At 56.3% G+C, this 15,448-nt stretch carries 17 protein-coding genes; 12 read left to right on the plus strand and 5 right to left on the minus strand.

Annotation, left to right across the window (positions count from 1 at the left end; all coding sequences use genetic code 11):
- Positions 1 to 114 precede the first annotated feature (114 nt).
- Positions 115 to 1,047 (plus strand): recombination directionality factor, encoded by a 933-nt coding sequence (locus JY500_RS18045; protein ID WP_206254053.1) that lies wholly within the window; start codon positions 115 to 117, stop codon positions 1,045 to 1,047.
- On the opposite strand, the gene JY500_RS18050 is transcribed toward JY500_RS18045, so the two are convergent.
- Positions 1,033 to 1,455, minus strand: coding sequence for a helix-turn-helix domain-containing protein (locus tag JY500_RS18050; RefSeq protein WP_206254054.1), 423 nt, complete (start codon positions 1,453 to 1,455; stop codon positions 1,033 to 1,035). The two genes, JY500_RS18045 and JY500_RS18050, sit on opposite strands and share 15 nt — an antisense overlap.
- A 128-nt stretch (positions 1,456 to 1,583) precedes the next feature.
- Between JY500_RS18050 and JY500_RS18055 the strand changes: the two genes are divergently transcribed.
- From JY500_RS18055 to JY500_RS18085, 7 genes are all read left to right on the plus strand, one after another.
- Positions 1,584 to 1,727, plus strand: coding sequence for a hypothetical protein (locus JY500_RS18055; RefSeq protein WP_206254055.1), 144 nt, complete (start codon positions 1,584 to 1,586; stop codon positions 1,725 to 1,727).
- A gap of 12 nt (positions 1,728 to 1,739) precedes the next feature.
- Positions 1,740 to 2,081 (plus strand): hypothetical protein, encoded by a 342-nt coding sequence (locus tag JY500_RS18060; protein ID WP_206254056.1) that lies wholly within the window; start codon positions 1,740 to 1,742, stop codon positions 2,079 to 2,081.
- Between the two features lie 504 nt (positions 2,082 to 2,585).
- On the plus strand, positions 2,586 to 2,903 hold the full coding sequence (locus JY500_RS18065; protein ID WP_206254057.1) for an XRE family transcriptional regulator: 318 nt from the start codon (positions 2,586 to 2,588) through the stop codon (positions 2,901 to 2,903).
- Between the two features lie 18 nt (positions 2,904 to 2,921).
- Positions 2,922 to 4,271: a DNA cytosine methyltransferase gene (locus JY500_RS18070; protein ID WP_206254058.1), complete on the plus strand. Its 1,350-nt coding sequence runs from the start codon at positions 2,922 to 2,924 to the stop codon at positions 4,269 to 4,271.
- Between the two features lie 12 nt (positions 4,272 to 4,283).
- Positions 4,284 to 6,056 carry a DUF262 domain-containing protein gene (locus JY500_RS18075; protein ID WP_206254059.1) on the plus strand — a complete coding sequence of 591 codons (1,773 nt, stop codon included), beginning with the start codon at positions 4,284 to 4,286 and terminating at the stop codon, positions 6,054 to 6,056.
- Positions 6,049 to 7,185 (plus strand): DUF3696 domain-containing protein, encoded by a 1,137-nt coding sequence (locus JY500_RS18080; RefSeq protein ID WP_206254060.1) that lies wholly within the window; start codon positions 6,049 to 6,051, stop codon positions 7,183 to 7,185. The genes JY500_RS18075 and JY500_RS18080 overlap by 8 nt, the downstream gene beginning before the upstream one ends.
- 1 nt (position 7,186) lies before the next feature.
- Complete coding sequence (locus tag JY500_RS18085; RefSeq protein ID WP_206254061.1) at positions 7,187 to 8,140, plus strand: hypothetical protein; 954 nt, start codon at positions 7,187 to 7,189, stop codon at positions 8,138 to 8,140.
- 221 nt (positions 8,141 to 8,361) lie between these two features.
- On the opposite strand, the gene JY500_RS18090 is transcribed toward JY500_RS18085, so the two are convergent.
- From JY500_RS18090 to JY500_RS18100, 3 genes are all read right to left on the minus strand, one after another.
- Positions 8,362 to 9,528 (minus strand): YagK/YfjJ domain-containing protein, encoded by a 1,167-nt coding sequence (locus JY500_RS18090; protein WP_206254062.1) that lies wholly within the window; start codon positions 9,526 to 9,528, stop codon positions 8,362 to 8,364.
- A gap of 640 nt (positions 9,529 to 10,168) precedes the next feature.
- Positions 10,169 to 11,632 carry a YfjI family protein gene (locus tag JY500_RS18095; protein WP_206254063.1) on the minus strand — a complete coding sequence of 488 codons (1,464 nt, stop codon included), beginning with the start codon at positions 11,630 to 11,632 and terminating at the stop codon, positions 10,169 to 10,171.
- A gap of 138 nt (positions 11,633 to 11,770) precedes the next feature.
- Entirely contained in the window at positions 11,771 to 11,977 is a 207-nt protein-coding gene (locus JY500_RS18100; RefSeq protein WP_206254064.1) for a hypothetical protein, read from the minus strand.
- 638 nt (positions 11,978 to 12,615) lie between these two features.
- Here JY500_RS18100 and JY500_RS18105 point away from each other — a divergent pair.
- From JY500_RS18105 to JY500_RS18120, 4 genes are read left to right on the plus strand one after another with little or no spacing between them, the layout of a single operon-like run.
- Positions 12,616 to 13,527, plus strand: a complete 912-nt coding sequence (locus JY500_RS18105; protein ID WP_246479681.1) for a prenyltransferase — start codon at positions 12,616 to 12,618, stop codon at positions 13,525 to 13,527.
- Positions 13,524 to 14,171, plus strand: a complete 648-nt coding sequence (locus JY500_RS18110) for an HAD family hydrolase (RefSeq protein WP_206254065.1) — start codon at positions 13,524 to 13,526, stop codon at positions 14,169 to 14,171. The genes JY500_RS18105 and JY500_RS18110 overlap by 4 nt, the downstream gene beginning before the upstream one ends.
- Positions 14,168 to 14,542: a hypothetical protein gene (locus JY500_RS18115; RefSeq protein WP_172203247.1), complete on the plus strand. Its 375-nt coding sequence runs from the start codon at positions 14,168 to 14,170 to the stop codon at positions 14,540 to 14,542. Before JY500_RS18110 ends, JY500_RS18115 begins: the two co-directional genes overlap by 4 nt.
- On the plus strand, positions 14,539 to 15,150 hold the full coding sequence (locus JY500_RS18120; RefSeq protein ID WP_206254066.1) for a glutathione S-transferase family protein: 612 nt from the start codon (positions 14,539 to 14,541) through the stop codon (positions 15,148 to 15,150). Before JY500_RS18115 ends, JY500_RS18120 begins: the two co-directional genes overlap by 4 nt.
- A gap of 48 nt (positions 15,151 to 15,198) precedes the next feature.
- Here JY500_RS18120 and JY500_RS18125 read toward each other — a convergent pair whose 3' ends face one another.
- A complete protein-coding gene (locus tag JY500_RS18125; RefSeq protein WP_172203249.1) occupies positions 15,199 to 15,423 on the minus strand; it encodes a YgdI/YgdR family lipoprotein in 225 nt (74 codons plus the stop codon).
- Positions 15,424 to 15,448: the final 25 nt, after the last annotated feature.

Raw genomic sequence — 15,448 nt, forward strand, 5'->3', positions numbered from 1 at the left:
AACTCAGTCCCGCGCCTCGCAACACCGCAGCAGGCACCGAAACCCACCCCATGACGCCACGTCGCCCCTCAAGGCACGTGGCGTTTTCCATTTTCTACCGCAACGAGGTCTCTTATGTTGAAAGGCTTGAGCATCACCCCGCCGATCGTGGGACGCATCTCGATCGGCAAGGTCATCGAGAAACAGGGCAAACGTCTGCCCGAGAAGGACGACCAATTCACCATCACCAGCCAGATCCAGGGCCGAGACGGCTGGCTCCCGCATCCCTTCGACGAGGGGCTACGCAAAGCCCAAGGCGGCAAGATCCGCAACATCCCGATCCGGCTGCTGTTCAACGATCCGGACCTGAACTTTCGTGCCGACTACACGCTCTTCGATCGCAAGACCGGACGGCAACTGTGCGTAGGCAATGGCGAGCAGTGCCGGCGCCGCACACCCGACGGCATCTCGGTCCTGCCTTGTCCCTCACCAGATGTGTGTCCGCTAGGCGAGGGTGCCTGTAAGCCCTATGGACGGCTCAACGTCGTGATCGGCGACGAAGATCCTTTCGGCAGCTTCGTGTTCCGCACCACGGGTTTCAACTCGATCCGCACCTTGATGGCACGGCTGCAGTACTTCCAGGCGATCTCAAGCAACCGGCTCTCCTGCCTGCCACTGGAACTGCGCCTGCGTGGCAAATCGACACGCCAGAGCATGGGCACGCCGATCTTCTACGTCGACATCACCGTACGGGCAGGACTCTCGGTCGAGGAAGCACTGACTGACGCCACGCGGGTTGAACGGGAGCGTCAGGCTGCAGGCTTCGATCAAGCCGCGCTGGATCAGGCGGCTCGCGTGGGTTTTGCCAACGGTGCGTTCGAGGATACGGAGGAGGAGCGCAACGACGTGATCGAAGAGTTCTACCCACCGGGAGAAGACGGGGGAGGAGGGCAACCGACAGGGACGAGTGCAGCGAGTGCCAGCAAGCCCAGTCTGTCAGAGAAGCTCGCCAGTAAGCTGCCGCCGGCGGCAGGCTCAGACAGCAATGAGGGTTCAGGCCTCGCTTGAGGTGTTGGCGCTCAGTGCCAGTTGTTCGATCAGTCCGCTCACCAACTCCTGCTGGTAGGCCGACAGCCGACGGTAACGACCGATCAGGCGAAGTTCTTCCTCGGTGGCGTCCTTCACCGCGATGTCCTTGATTCGCTGCGGCGTGCCGTTGGGGCCTTGCTCGATGCCGAACTGCAGCCAGATCGAAGAGACCCCCAGCATCTTCGCCAGAAGTTCGATCTTGTCCTGCGTCGGGCGGTTCTCGCCCGCCAACCACTTCTGCACCGCCTGCGGACTGACAGGCTTGCCGGTGTAACGCAGGTTGAACTGTCTCACCAGTTCGGCCGGCGTGCTGATCCGCTTGGCGCTTCTCCCCAAAGCCAATCGCAGTCGTTCCGCGAAGGCGCTCTTCTCGGCTGTTTGTCCCATGCCGCGAGTGTGGGAGAGCACTTCCGGATCTAGGACAACTACAGAATAGGCGGCAACAACCTTGAACTAGTCATCGGGCGGGCGCACGCCCGCGCTGTACCGACTTTCCCACCTTAGGAGCAAAGCTCATGAATCAACCATCTCCCCTGGAAACCTTGGCGGCGTACGCCATCACTTTCGTGGCTGGCGCACTCGCGACGGTGTGCGTCGCGGCTTACGGCCGCTGGATGAAGGCGCAGGGTCGTGTCCCCGATCAATCGGTGCAGGTTTGAGGGGAGACCTTCATGTCTGTTGACCTTCCGCGCTTCACCGCTGACGAACTCACCATCGAGCAGATCGACCTTCTGATTGGTTCACGTACCTCCTATTTGGTCGTGGCGGTTAACAACCTCTCGGCGGTCGCCTCCAAGATCGAAGGTCGCATCGAAAAAGCCGGGCTGCGTTGCCGTGTGTTCACCGAATACCGCGCCGCGACGCTGGCGGGTGCGTTCTTCTCGCCCACTGCACCGGTGGCTTGGGTGGCAGGCCTGGGTATGGCGGCCCACAAACTGGTCACGCTCAATCCGGACTACGAAATCGGCAAGAACAAGCTTGCCGGCACGGTGACGGTGACCTTCAAGAAGTAGCACCGGCGCTGTACCTCATGCGTTCGCTGTGCACCGCAAACCTCCCACTCTCTGGCGTCGACAGGCAAGTCGGACGCCTTTCTTTTTGTCGAAAGGCTTCACCATGAAACGGTTCTACTTGCGGACGCCGATTGCGGCGTCCATGCTGATGCTGCTCTCCGCCTGTGGGGGCGGAGGCGGGAGTGACACCACACCGGTGACGCCGCCTGTAACGCCACCACCGCCCGTCACTTCACTTTCGGCTACGACCTGTGCCTTGAACGCCGCGCTATGCACACGACGGGACCGACTCTGACTCTCTTGCATGGTGTCCACCTGGTTTGTTAGTGGACACCATCCTTCACGCCATCGAATGACGGCTCAAGATGGGTTGGCCGGACGCTTACGTTCCGCCAGCCGATGGGCGTCCCAAACTTCGCAGAAAGCGCCCCGAACGACAAAAACACACAGTTTTATGTGTTTTCATCATAAACTCCTGTGAAGTTTGTAAGGGCTAGTCTAAGCATGACCTACGACGAATTTCTGGCTGAGCTTGGTAAGGCGGGTTTAAGCGTCCGAGCTTTTGCTAAATTAATCGGCATGAATCCTACTTCAGTATCGAACTATGCAAGTAACGGCGAGGTGCCACGACATCTCGCCGTTATAGCTGCGTTGCTTGCTGAGATGAACTTGCGCGGGGTGGCTTTTCAAGTCGCGATCGAAAGAGTTGGATCAGCCAGGAAAAAACCACGTGGCAGTGGAAGACCGGGCCGCTTTGGCGGTGACAGGCAAGAACAGTTAGAGCTGGTAAGTGGGTTGAACGACACCTCGTCGCAATTGTGAGTTGGTTAGGGAAATAAAATGGCAAAAGCGAGCGCGCCGCAGAAAAAAGCCCGGAAAGCCAAGCGTATTAATTCTTTTTTTGCGGGCATCGGAGGCTTTGACCTTGCGTTCCAAAACCAAGGATTTACGCCTGCGTTTTACTGCGAAAAAAATGATTTTTGTAAGAGCGTTCTGCAACGGCACTGGCCAGACGCAGAGCATGCAAGCGATATTTGCGAGCTGGATGCCACGATCATTCCAGCTGCCGATGTATGGACTGCCGGCTTCCCGTGCCAAGACCTTTCCTTGGCACGTACTCCCCACGGCAAACGTAGTGGCCTGAAAGGAAGTCAATCCGGCCTCTTCTTTACTTTCCTTGAGCTCCTCTCGGCGCATAAGCCCAAAGTCGTACTGCTGGAGAACGTCTCTGGTTTGTTGAACTCGCATGGTGGAGCTGACTTCAATGCTTTGGTTGGATCGCTTACGGGCTTGGGCTACGCAGTCGCTTGGCGAGTACTCAACGCTCGGTACTTTGGCGCTCCGCAGTCGCGTCCCAGAGTTTTCATATGCGCGTGGTACGCCTCTCCTGCAAATGCGGCTAAGGTGTTATTTGAAGATGAAATATCCGCAAAGCCAAAAAATGAGCGCCACGGCTTCATGATGGAATCGAAATGCGTTGAGTCGGGAATATCTGTTCCTCAAGTTTCATTTTGCATTTCTGCTACATCGGGGCGCCATACCGGTTTAGACTGGGCTAGGTCATATGTGACATATCCGAATGCAGTTCGTCGACTCACCCCTTTGGAATGTGAACGGCTGCAAGGCTTACCCGACAACTGGACCCAGCCCGACAAAGACTACGTAGTTCCGATTCGTGGCATAGAAACAAATCGATATCATGCCATTGGCAATGCTGTTTGCGTTCCAGTAGTACAGTGGGTCGCGGGCAGAATTTCAACCATCTTGGACACCATGGACAAGAAGACGGCTACAAGAAAAGCGTCCGTAAGCGGACAGATGCAACATCTCGCAAAGAGCTTTCTGTCTCCGAGCGCCGACGCCTGCAAATGGCCGGTAGATTCCGCCGAAATGAAATGGCAATCGGGGGGAATAGCTTACGAAGGCTGGTACGCGACTGAGGCGGTCTCCTCCAGCCCTCTCGTGCCGATTGCTTCTCGTCTAATGGACGTCATCGAGAAGAGGCAGGTACATCAACGGTATTTCCTCAGCCCCAATGCGATACAAGGGATATTGCGGCGCGTTGATAAGCAGGGGCGGAAATTGTTTCCGCCGCTTGATGCCGTGTTAAGAACTATTGTTGCGCCCGTACAGGGCTCTAACAACAACGAAGTCACGTCCCCTCCGCGCAAAGAGCGCGCCGCTGTCTGAGAGCCGATTATCATGATTGGATATTTCCTAATTCGTTTGGGAGCGGACAGCGAAAAAGAGATTCGGCAAATCGATTCGATTCAGTCCTATTCTGCCGATCCGTTCTCTATTGCGGTTAGCTGCAAACAGGTGCCAAAGGGAGTATCCCCAGGAGATGTTGCCGTCATTTGGCTTGGGACCAACAACAACAAGGGCGGAAAGACTCCTTGGATCCAAGGTGTTCGCGCGCTTGGCCGCATAGAGAAAATCTCAGGTGTCGGTGGATATAGCGCAGCCAAAACTGTGCGACTTTCTTTGGGAGTTGTGCTCCCGCGATCCATAACGAAAATGGATATTGTAACCAAGCAAAGCCGTCGTTATCCCGACATTGCTGGCATGCCTGTATTGGGCGTTAACAACTACAGCAGTCAGGTTGTTCAGAGGATCGACCCTTCTGAATCAGGCCAAAGTCTCCGAAGCCTATTCGCCGCTTTAGATGGCATCCTGCCTGGCATGAAGAGCAAGACATTGGCGGTCTATCCGGATTTGATGGAGTTTTTTTTAGACCGTACTATGCCTGGCTTTTCCCCGTCATTGCCATCACATGAACTCGAGGAGGAAGACGATGCCGCGTTATTAACTAACTCGGCCAAGAGCTCTCGCGAAATAGATGACGACGGCCTAGAGCCTGATGATGACCGCGACTCAGAAATCGAGGTGCCGTTCGATCCGTCAAAGATCGACATCATTGCTAAGCCAATGACTATTAGCTCCCTAGAGGATCGTTTAGACAACAACGAATTGGATTTGACGCCGGATTTTCAGCGTCAAGCAAATGTATGGGACGTTAAGCGTAAAGCTAGGCTCATTGAATCTATTCTGCTTAGGATTCCACTCCCGTCCTTCTATTTTAGTGAGGACTTGGATGGTGGCTACGCAGTGGTCGACGGTCTACAACGGCTCTGCGCAGTTTTCCACTTTAAGAACCCGACGCTTCTAAATTCAACTACCGGCGCAAACTTGGGGCAGCTAAAGCTAAAAGGCTTGCAGTACCTAAAGGAGCTGGAAGGCAGTACTTTCGCCGATTTGGATCGCAAATTCCAGCGAAGAATTTCTGAACTGGAGATCACTGCCAATATCATACGCGCCAACACGCCGTCTGCAGTTAAGTTCAATGTTTTTGCACGTTTGAACCAAGGCGGTATGCCGTTGAACGCGCAAGAAATTAGGAATGCGATTTTTCCCGGCGAGTGGCGCAATGAATTGCGGAAGCTAGCAGAGAGCAAAGAGTTCGTCGATGCAACCGATGGTAAGGTTCGGACGAGCCGCCAACAAGACATGGAGCTGGTATTGCGTTTTGTTGCAATCTGGCAAATCGGCGCGCCCTACTTTCGGCCAAGCAACCAGACGCTAGACGAGTTTCTAAACACTACCGTAGAAAATGTTTTATGCAAATGGGATTCCCGAAAATGGGAAGAGGCCAGTGACGCTTTTTACCATGCGATTGATGCTGCAGGTCGTGTTCGTGGGAAACATGCATTCCGCAAAAGTGCGAACACGCAGCAAAGAAAGCCGATCAATCGTGGATTATTCGAAGCGGAAATGATTGTGTATGGCTCGCTAAACGCAAAGGCGCTTTCTCAGGCAGAAAAATCCAAAAAGTACCTTGGGAAGCTTTTCCTGAGCGCCCTTGCAGAAAACAAAGACTTTACGCAATCGTTGCTTTACGGCACCGGCTCTCCAGAGTCATCCAATGCACGTATAGCGGTTCTGAATCGGATCGTTGCGGAGGCTATTAATGCTTGATAGTTTTGAGCTCAGGAACTTCAAATCGGCGCGCGACCTAAAGGTTAGACTTGCTCCCCTAACGGTGCTTACGGGCCTGAACGGCTCAGGAAAAAGTACAGTGCTGCAGGCAATTGCTTTGTTGAAGCAAAGCCTCCGCGTTGGTGTTCTTAATCAGGAGCTTTTGCTGCGCGGACCCTTGGTGCGGCTGGGGCGTAGCGAAGATGTGAGATTTGAAAACGCAGAAAGCGATGAGATCAGTTTTGTTGTTCGCACGCCGAACGGAGACATCAGACTTTCATCTCCAACGATTCCTGATCGCGACATATTGCCCCTGAGTTATCACGGGGATATCGATGATTTGGTCACCCAATTCGAAGTCGGTTTCCAACTGATTCAAGCCGACCGAATTACGCCTGTGGGCCACTACGAAGAGGCAAGCACTTCACAGCGCGCGACAGGTTGGTTGGGTTGCAGGGGAGAATATACGGTCGACTTTTTGTCGCAGAATCAATCAAAGAGAATCCCGGTTGGGCGGTTATTTCCTCGCGAGCATTCATCACTTTCAGCGGAGTTGTTGAATCAAGTGGCACCAACCGAGAGCTTGCTGGACCAGACTTCCGGTTGGCTCCAACATTTAAGTCCTGGCGTTCGGCCGCGAGCTGCTGGCGTCGAATTAGCGGAAGCAACGTCGCTGAGGTTCTCATATACAGGCACGACCGTAGACTCCTCAAGCAGGGAGCATAGACCTTCGAACGTCGGCTTCGGTTTAACCTATTGTCTTCCGATTATCGTGGCATGTTTGGCAGCAGAAAACGGAGCTTTGTTGCTACTCGAAAATCCGGAGGCTCATCTCCATCCGAGAGGCCAGTCCGCGTTAGGTCAGCTTTTGGCTCAATGTGCAGCCGACGGAGTGCAGATTATCGTTGAGACCCATAGTGACCACATTTTAAACGGGATTCGAATCGCGGCTAAGCAGGGAGACATTTCTAGCGACGACGTAGCCGTACATTTCTTTTCACGTGATATTGAAAGCGGTGAGTCTTCGATCACGTCTCCGATTTTGCACGCCAACGGCCGCTTCAGCGATTGGCCAGAAGGATTCTTCGACGAGTGGAGCCGTGCCTTGGACCAACTGCTCGATATCTAACATGACTACGCCGGTATTGTTTTTAGATGACGCATCTCGGCACGTGGGAATTTGTTCCCGTGACATGGCGGAGCAGTTAACGACAACTCTGCTGGCTACCCTCAAGGCATTGCGTCATATCAACAAGCGGTTCGCGCTCAGCACCGCCGTCCCAATCGCGCAATATCAGATTGCAGATGATTGGACTCTTCAATCGATACTGACAGGGAACGCCCGTCGAGAGGAATGGGATTTCATACGTCAACTCAGCAATCGCTCGCCGTTTGCTGCAGGCATGGAAGAGTGCCTGCGGCAGGAGATCGACAGCATCGAGTTTCGCACACAAGTCCATCGGGTGCGCTCCAACGCCCTTGCGTGGGCCGCACTTGTTGAGACCGCTACAGTTAGCGTAAGCGCACACCCGGACTGGTCACTGTCGTGGATTGACTCCGAATTTGTCCTTTTAGAAGACGACGGCACACTCACGCAATCTCAATGCCGTGTCAGAAACGCCAGCCAAGTAGCGCATGTTACCGATCATGTCGACTGGCTAAAATGGCTAGGCCTTGCGGAGGACCCGACTGCATCGGAAGTCTGGAAAGAGCGATTAGATAGATACCCAGGGCTGCGTTTTCTTCCCCGTGTGGAGAACGACCTTGTGAAGCTTCAAGGCAGCGGCGCCGCCTATCGTCAGGCGCTCGGCGCACTTGATTCTTTGACGCAAGACGTTGCCAATTGGAAGCCAGATTGCGCTTGGCCAGACTTCTCGACCAAGGACAGCAATGAGGGTGAGCAACGTCAAAAATTGTGCTGGGTCCACGACGACGTTACCGGCAAGAAAGAGTGCTTTTCGTGGCACACAAGATTTACGGGAGCGTTTGCAGGTAGAGTCCATTTTCGAGTGGATGAGGCTGCGCACAAGATTGTAATTGCGTACATCGGGGGAAAACTCTCGAAGGAAATAGTCAGCTCTTGACGGCCATCCAGAATTGACCCAGGTGGCGCAGTAATTTCCATCGAAACTTGACCCGAGTGTGTTGATCTTTCCTGCTCGAGAATACTCGCATCAGGAGGCTGCTTCTAAGTAAGCAATGTCGTCAGTACTGCTTCTTGAAGGCGCACACACTCCGACCGCTATACGCAGTTAGCAGACGGGATCGATTGCGCGCGCGATTGACCGCATCGGCCGAACTACGGTCAGGCTCCCGCTTTGGGGTAACGACCCTGAGACACCTCCGTTGTTGGAATTCTCGGTACTGCTACGACGTCTCGACCAACCATGAGCTGCCGTTTGCGTCCTCTAGGTTCATACGGAATTTCCAGTATCTGACCCATAGAAATGGTCTTGCTCTTGGGTGGTGCTGCATCTCCCAGTTCTTGGCTGTTCTTTGTCAGGTACAGCAACGCATACAGCAGGTTAGTGCGTTTGGCCTCGTCTGAGTGTGCAATCCTCCCGATTCCAGAATAGGCATACTGGTCGTGACGTTGATGGCAGTTGTGGGTCCATGTCTGGATGCGTTGATCGTCAGGCGTATTACGGCGATTCACGATCCGTGTATCCCAGTACGAAATGAGCGCTTTAGCTAGGCGATCATCGTTCTTTTCCTTCTGACCGTCGAAGAAGACGTAGGAATGAAAATGGTAACCACGACCTTTCCCGCCGTTGTCTAATCCTGATCCATATTCCCTGCCAATAACAAATCCTACCCAATTCTTGAATTCCGGATACCAATGCCGACGATTCACGAAGCGGGTAATGTCGTCGTTAGCCTTTTCAAACGTAATTCGGTCTGCTTCCTCGGCGAGATAGCCTAGATCCACGCGAACCACCAGCAGCTTCGAGTACAGGCGGAAGAGGGCGTTGATGTACTGAATGATGCTCTTCATCTGAAGGAGATCGTAATCGCCAGCGATACGCAGCAGCTTACGACAGCGCTTGTCCTTCTTAGCTCTCTTGCGAATCAGTTCCAGCAAGGAATTGAAGAGCTCCGCACCGTTCATGCCTGGTCGATGGTAGTCACCAGGCTTCCCAAACGGATTGAAGAACAGCTGCAGTTCAACGCAGCAGTCGATGAAGAGGCCGACTAGCCCAGGTGCCTGACAGGGCATTGGAATTCGAGCAATCAGACTGTTGATCTGGTGGTAGTACCTTTTGCCTAATGCCATGGGCTTGATGCAACGCTCACCGTGTTTGTTTACGGTGCATTCAAAGCCAGGATGGTCGTGAGAGAGTACGTGATCAACGAATTCATGAATATCCCACAATGGCTGACGAAGTAACTCGTAGTCGATCAGTGTTGCTTGTGAGCTGGCTAATGGTACGTTTTGGTGTTTGTCTGCTTGAAGTTCGGTATCGGTAGTCATGATGAATCCAAGTAGGTCTTTAGCATGAAGTTGATAATGGCAAGTGGTGCATGAATGTGAATGAGTGGATGGATGAATTGCGTAGGGTGGATAAGGTTCAATATGGTAGAGATAACTATTCCTTAATCTAATAATACCAATAATTAATCTAATATAACTAACGCGCCTAAATAGTCATGGAATAAATTGTCCGTGAATACGCGCAGGATGGAGTTTGATGGTTCCGCGACTCGAACGATCTTGTGAACTTCGCTACCTCATACTTATATGGGGTCCGATAGCGAAAAGATCCTCCTTTGCGACGTAATGTGTTGGGCCCGCGGTATACGCAGGCGTCGAGGCAGTAGCTCCGGATGCTTGCTTGAGACCATCCAGCGCTGGCGGGGCCGTATATGCTGGTTCAACCGTCGGATGTCAGGGTGAGGCGACTGGGCATTGCAATGGCATCTCGGCACCAAGAACCTCGCTTCGATGCATGATGGGGTTTGGGCTGTGGTGATCCGCGAGCAACGCGGCGGTTGCCCGCGATAAGGCTCGTAACTTGGGCGGTGCTGACCGCCGAATTTGCGCGTGGCACGGTTGAAAGCCTGCTATTTCCTGCCATTGGCAGGAAATAGCAGGGGTTTTAGGGCTGTATTGCCTAAAAAGCTGGCTGGCTGCACAACAACTGCACCTGTGCGGGCGTGAAGTAGTTGCCGTTCAAGATCACGTACCACGCTTTGTCGTTCGGGATTTTCCCCTCGCATGCGATGCCTGCCTGCCAAAGCGCTAGCAACGTTGTGTTGAGCCGAACGATGTTTCGCAACGAATTCGGCCCTCCTTGCCGAAGCTCGTTCTTCTTAATCAGGAAAAGGCCCGTCTTCCGAACGTAATCAGCGAGCCAAACCAGCAAGGTGTTAAAGTCAACTTGCTCCTGTGGAATCGCCGGCGGTTTTGCGAAATGCGAAACGAACTGACCCGAGAACCATTCGGCGAGTGCAGTCGCACGATCAAGCACATGACGTGAGATTTCGCCCTCACAGCCCTCGAAGAAGGCCAGCAGAGCGCTGAGGCGACCAATTCGATTGGCTTCCTTCGCGGCGAAATCCTTATCATTCTGGAAGTAGCCTCCAGGACGCATGCACAATTGGATGTTGTCGTGCGTCGCTTCCCAGACGGCTTGGGCTTCTGGCGAGAAGTAGAGCTCCACCTTCTCCTTGAGTTCGGACAGATCGTCCCCGATCTGGCTTTCGAGAATCTCCTTGCATCGGTCGTAGAATTTCTCCATGACTTCGTCGGACGCGGTCGACGAGTGCGTAATCATTCGATAGCCCGATGAGGATGGCGGTGTAACTATGTAGCACCGCGCGAGAAGTCCCACGCTTCGCGCATGCTCGCCTTTCATTGCGAGAAAGCTGTCAAACACGCCGATCTGGGTCATCAGGAGTAGCGTCAGGCTCGGGTCGCGAGCGACGGTTTCCCCATCAGAGCTACGATCCGAAATCAGATCGGAACCGTCGTACGCTTTGTTTAGGGTGCCCATGTCGGACATCGCTTGCCCCCTAAACACGCGTTCGGCTTCGTCGGACAAGAGACTCGTCGTCGGAAAGCATTCGGCGAGGTTCTTGTGCAGTGCAGTAACGCTGACGCGCTCGTGCACCAGCTTGAACCGTTTTGGGCGTTGAGGCTTTTTGGCTTGGTGTGCCAGCAGCGCGGCGCTTTCCTCTTCAGTCGATTCCAGCGCGGCCGCTTTCTTCTGGATCGCCTTCAGGAGGCCTTTCTCGGTTGCGGTCCAGATCCGAAGTTCCGCATTGTGGCGTTCAAGTTGTTGTGTGAAGCGAACGGCCTGCTCGGCCTCGAATCTCGTTACGCCTTGCAAGAGCTTCTTAATTACAGCGGTCTTAAGTTCCCCCGAATCTTGTTTGACGATGAACCACAGGGCGACTGGCGAGATGAGGCCCTTGCGGAGTCGCATGCGCAAACGACCTTGACAGACCAGGCCGAGCACCGCGATCAGGGCGGTAAGGATCGCTTCGATGGAGACGCCCGTCTCGCGGTGGACTTCCAGCACAACGGCACTGAGGTCAGGCCCCAGCGCCCAAAGCAATTTTTCGCTATTCAGCATTTGCCCTCCAAGCATCGAACGCGCCAGACATTGATTTCGTTTGCTCCGTGGTCAGCTTCCCTGGCAGCACTTGAGCTCTATCGAAGCGGCAAGGCTGAGCCACGAAAGGACTTCGACTGTACTTGCCCACGATTTGCCTCATGCCGCACCGTCATCGTCCGAATAAATCAGCGACACCCCTGCAGTGAAAGCCAAGCTCTCTTCGCTGGTCAGAGGCCGGCGAGCATCTCCTATCGAAGGATCATCCATGGCGCCTGACGCGGACATTTTTGCGATCGCATCCTCTACGGCGGCGAGAATCGCGGGTGACAACGCCCAAACAGGAAAATCAACGTAAACCTTCATTTGTCACCTCGCACTTCCTCAGCACGCAGCAGTGCGCGCAGCTCTCCCACATTCCACCTTGTGTGCGCGCCGAATTTTCGAGGCTTCGGCAGCTGGCGCCTTCTAAGCCGAGCCCAGATCGTCGGCACCTTGCAGCCAAACAAAGCTGCCACGACGTTCACGTCGACATGAGCTGCGTTAGGGAGTGTGTCGAAGTTAGCGGCGTCAATACATTCCAAAGTCATGTGTTTCTCCTCAGTTGTGGGACTCAGTCACTTGCAGGCATCCAGCTCACGACGATCCTCGTCTTGGCGCTTTCTGATGACTGCCGGCGTGCCGCTAGGATCTGCGTTCAGGACCGCCGGGCCAATGCAGAGAAACGCACCGAAATTCATGCCTTGACATTCGAGACCATTTACGCTCTCTACCGTCCAAACTGCCTGAAAGGAGTACGACGGATTCGATGACCCACGAACAAGACTTGGGAGCGGGATCGGATAAACTTGGCTTACCAACTACGAACGAGGTCTTCCTAGGGCGCCGCCCGCGGGTAGCCGGACGGGTAGCCAGAACCAGAAAGCAGCACGAAAAACACCGCCAAGACCCCGTTTTTTATAAATGTATTTTCGACAACCAGAACAATTCGACATCGTCCTGCTGTGATCGGCACGCTGCTGCTCGCCACCCGCCCGGCCTTCCTCAGCATCACGCTGGTTGCAGTGCTGGTCGGGCTGGCTACGCCGGTATCACAGGGCATTCCGATCCACGCCGGGCTCGCGTTGGCGAGCCTTGCGGTGGCATTGCTCGCGCACGCCGGCGCAAACGTGCTGAACGATTATCACGACCACCTGAACGGCTGCGACGCTGCCAATACCGAACGCGTAGCGCCCTACACCGGGGGCAGCCGCTTCATTCAGGACGGCCGCCTGACGCCCGAGCAAACGCGCCGGCTTGCGCTTGTGCTGCTCTCCGCTGCGGCCGCGATCGGCGCCTGGATCGTATCCGTCGCGGGCCTGCCCCTGCTGGCGCTCGGCGGCCTCGGGTTGGCGCTCGCCTGGGCCTATTCCGCCCCGCCCTTGAAGCTGCAGGCGCGCGGCCTCGGTGAGTGGGCAATCGTGGCGTGCTGGCTGCTGATCATTGTCGGATGCGACGCCGTGCAACGCCGCGCGCTGAGCCTCCAGCCCGTAGTTACCGGTTTGCCCCTCGCGTTGATGGCGGCGGCAATTCTGTTCATCAACCAGTTCCCGGACCGCGCCGCCGATGCGCAGGCCGGCAAGCGTACGCTGGTGGTCCGGCTCGGTCCGGAGGCCGCGAAGTGGGGGCTTTTCGGACTCTTCATGGCCGCGCTGATCTGGGTTGTGCTGATGATCGGTCGTCAGAATCTGCCCCAACTCTGCGGCATTTCGCTCGCGATGCTGCCGGTGGCAACAGCTGCATCACGCGAACTGGTCGCCCATGCGAGCGAGCCCGCTGCGCTGCGCCCTGCGATTCGCAGCACGCTGCTGGCGGCGCACCTGCACGGCCTGCTGATGGCGGGCGCCCTGCTTTTGATCGGACGACACTGGCGATGAGAATTGAAGCCGTCATTTTCGATATGGATGGCCTGCTGCTCGATAGCGAGCGCGTGTCCTACGCCTGCGGGCGGGAAGCGTGCGAGGCGCTGGGCCTGCCCTGGCGCGAGGAAACAGCCCTCGCGATGATCGGGCGCAACGCACGCGACAACGCGCTGCTTCTCGAAGGCCTGTTCGGCGACTCGCGTCATGTCGACGCCCATGCGGCCGAATTCGCGCGGCGCTACGAGGCCTTGATTGCTGCGGGCGCGATCCCGCTCAAGCCGGGCGTGACCGAATTGCTCGATCTACTGGATCGGCTGGCGCTGCCGCGCGCCGTTGCCACTTCGACGAGCCACGCGCGCGCGCAGTTCAAGCTTGAACGGGTAGGCCTGGCAGCGCGGATGCATGCCGTGATCGGCGGCGACCAGGTGCCGCAGGGCAAGCCCGCGCCGGACATCTTTCTCGCCGCGGCAGCGCGGCTCGGAATTGCGCCGGCGAACTGTCTCGCACTGGAAGACTCCAACGCCGGTGCGCGCGCCGCGTTGGCCGCTGGTATGCAAGTTCGCATGGTGCCCGACCTGCTGGCCCCAGATGCCGATGTGATCGCCGCCGGGGCGCGCATCGTGCCGTCCCTCTTTGCCGTCATCGAGGAGCTCGCGTGAAACTGCTTTGTCTTCCGCTACTGCTGGGCGCATATTCCGCGCTGGCCCAACCGCAGACGCCCAACACCGCCGCGCCCGCTACGTCGAACGGCCCGGTCGGATCCACCGCGTTTTGCCTGTTTGCGCTGCCGCCGGAGAACGGCAACCAGCGCTGGGTGAACCTGGGGATCGTGCAATACGTCGAAGCGCGCGCCGATGCGGTGCAGATCACTTACGGCGGCGGCAACCTCGGCAGTGGCTACGACGCGAAGATTCCGGTGAAATCGGCCGACGAGGCACGCGCGGTGATGCAAAAGCTGCGGCAAACCGCGGAGGACTGCGCGCGCCGCCCGGCCGCCTCGACCAGCACAACGAAGGAAGACACACGATGAAGCTGATCGGCATGCTCGACTCGCCCTATGTGCGCCGCGTGGCCATTTCGGCCAGGCTGATGGGCGTTGCCCTCGAACACGAATCGGTATCGGTGTTCCGGCACATGGATCGCTTCTCGGCGATCAACCCCTTGATCAAGGCGCCGACGCTGATTTGCGACGACGGCGGCATCCTGATGGACAGCACGCTGATCCTCGACCATGTCGAGGCCCATGCCGACGCGACACGCCGCCTGACACCCGCCGAGGGCCCGGCACGGCAGCAAGCGCTGTACCGTGTGGGCGTCGCGCTCGTTGCAATGGAAAAGGCGGTGCAGTGGTACTACGAGATCGCGCTGCGGCCTGAAACCAAGCGCTGGGACGACTGGATCACCCGCATCAGCCAGCAGTTGCAGCGCGCGTTCGAGCTGCTGGAAGTGGCCTTGCCGGCCGAGGGCTGGTTCGGCGGCGACCACATGGACTCCACCGACGTGGCGTGCGCCGTCGCATGGCGTTTCACCCACTTCGTGCTGCCCGGCAAGCTTGACGCGGCAACCTTCCCACGCATGGCGGCCCATTCCGCCCGTGCCGAGGCGCTGCCCGAATTTCTCGCCTGCCCGCTGGAATGAAACAGGCCGCCCGCGGGCGGCCTGTTTGTTTCTGAGCAGAGAAGACGCTCAGCGTTCCATGATCTGGACGATGTCGTCCTTCGGAATCATGGTCGCCTTGCCGTCGGCATCCTTCAGCTTGTACATGCCGCTCTTCTCATCGAGTTGAGGCTTGCCGTCAGATACCAGCATGCGGCCTTCCTTGGTGCTCAGGATGTACTGACTGCCACCGCATGCGGCGAGCCCGAGCGACAGTGCAACTGCGGTCACCACGGCCATCGAAAGCTGTTTCATCTCCGAACCTCCCTTGATGCGTTGA

The organism is Niveibacterium microcysteis, from assembly GCF_017161445.1.
Taxonomy (GTDB): domain Bacteria; phylum Pseudomonadota; class Gammaproteobacteria; order Burkholderiales; family Rhodocyclaceae; genus Niveibacterium; species Niveibacterium microcysteis.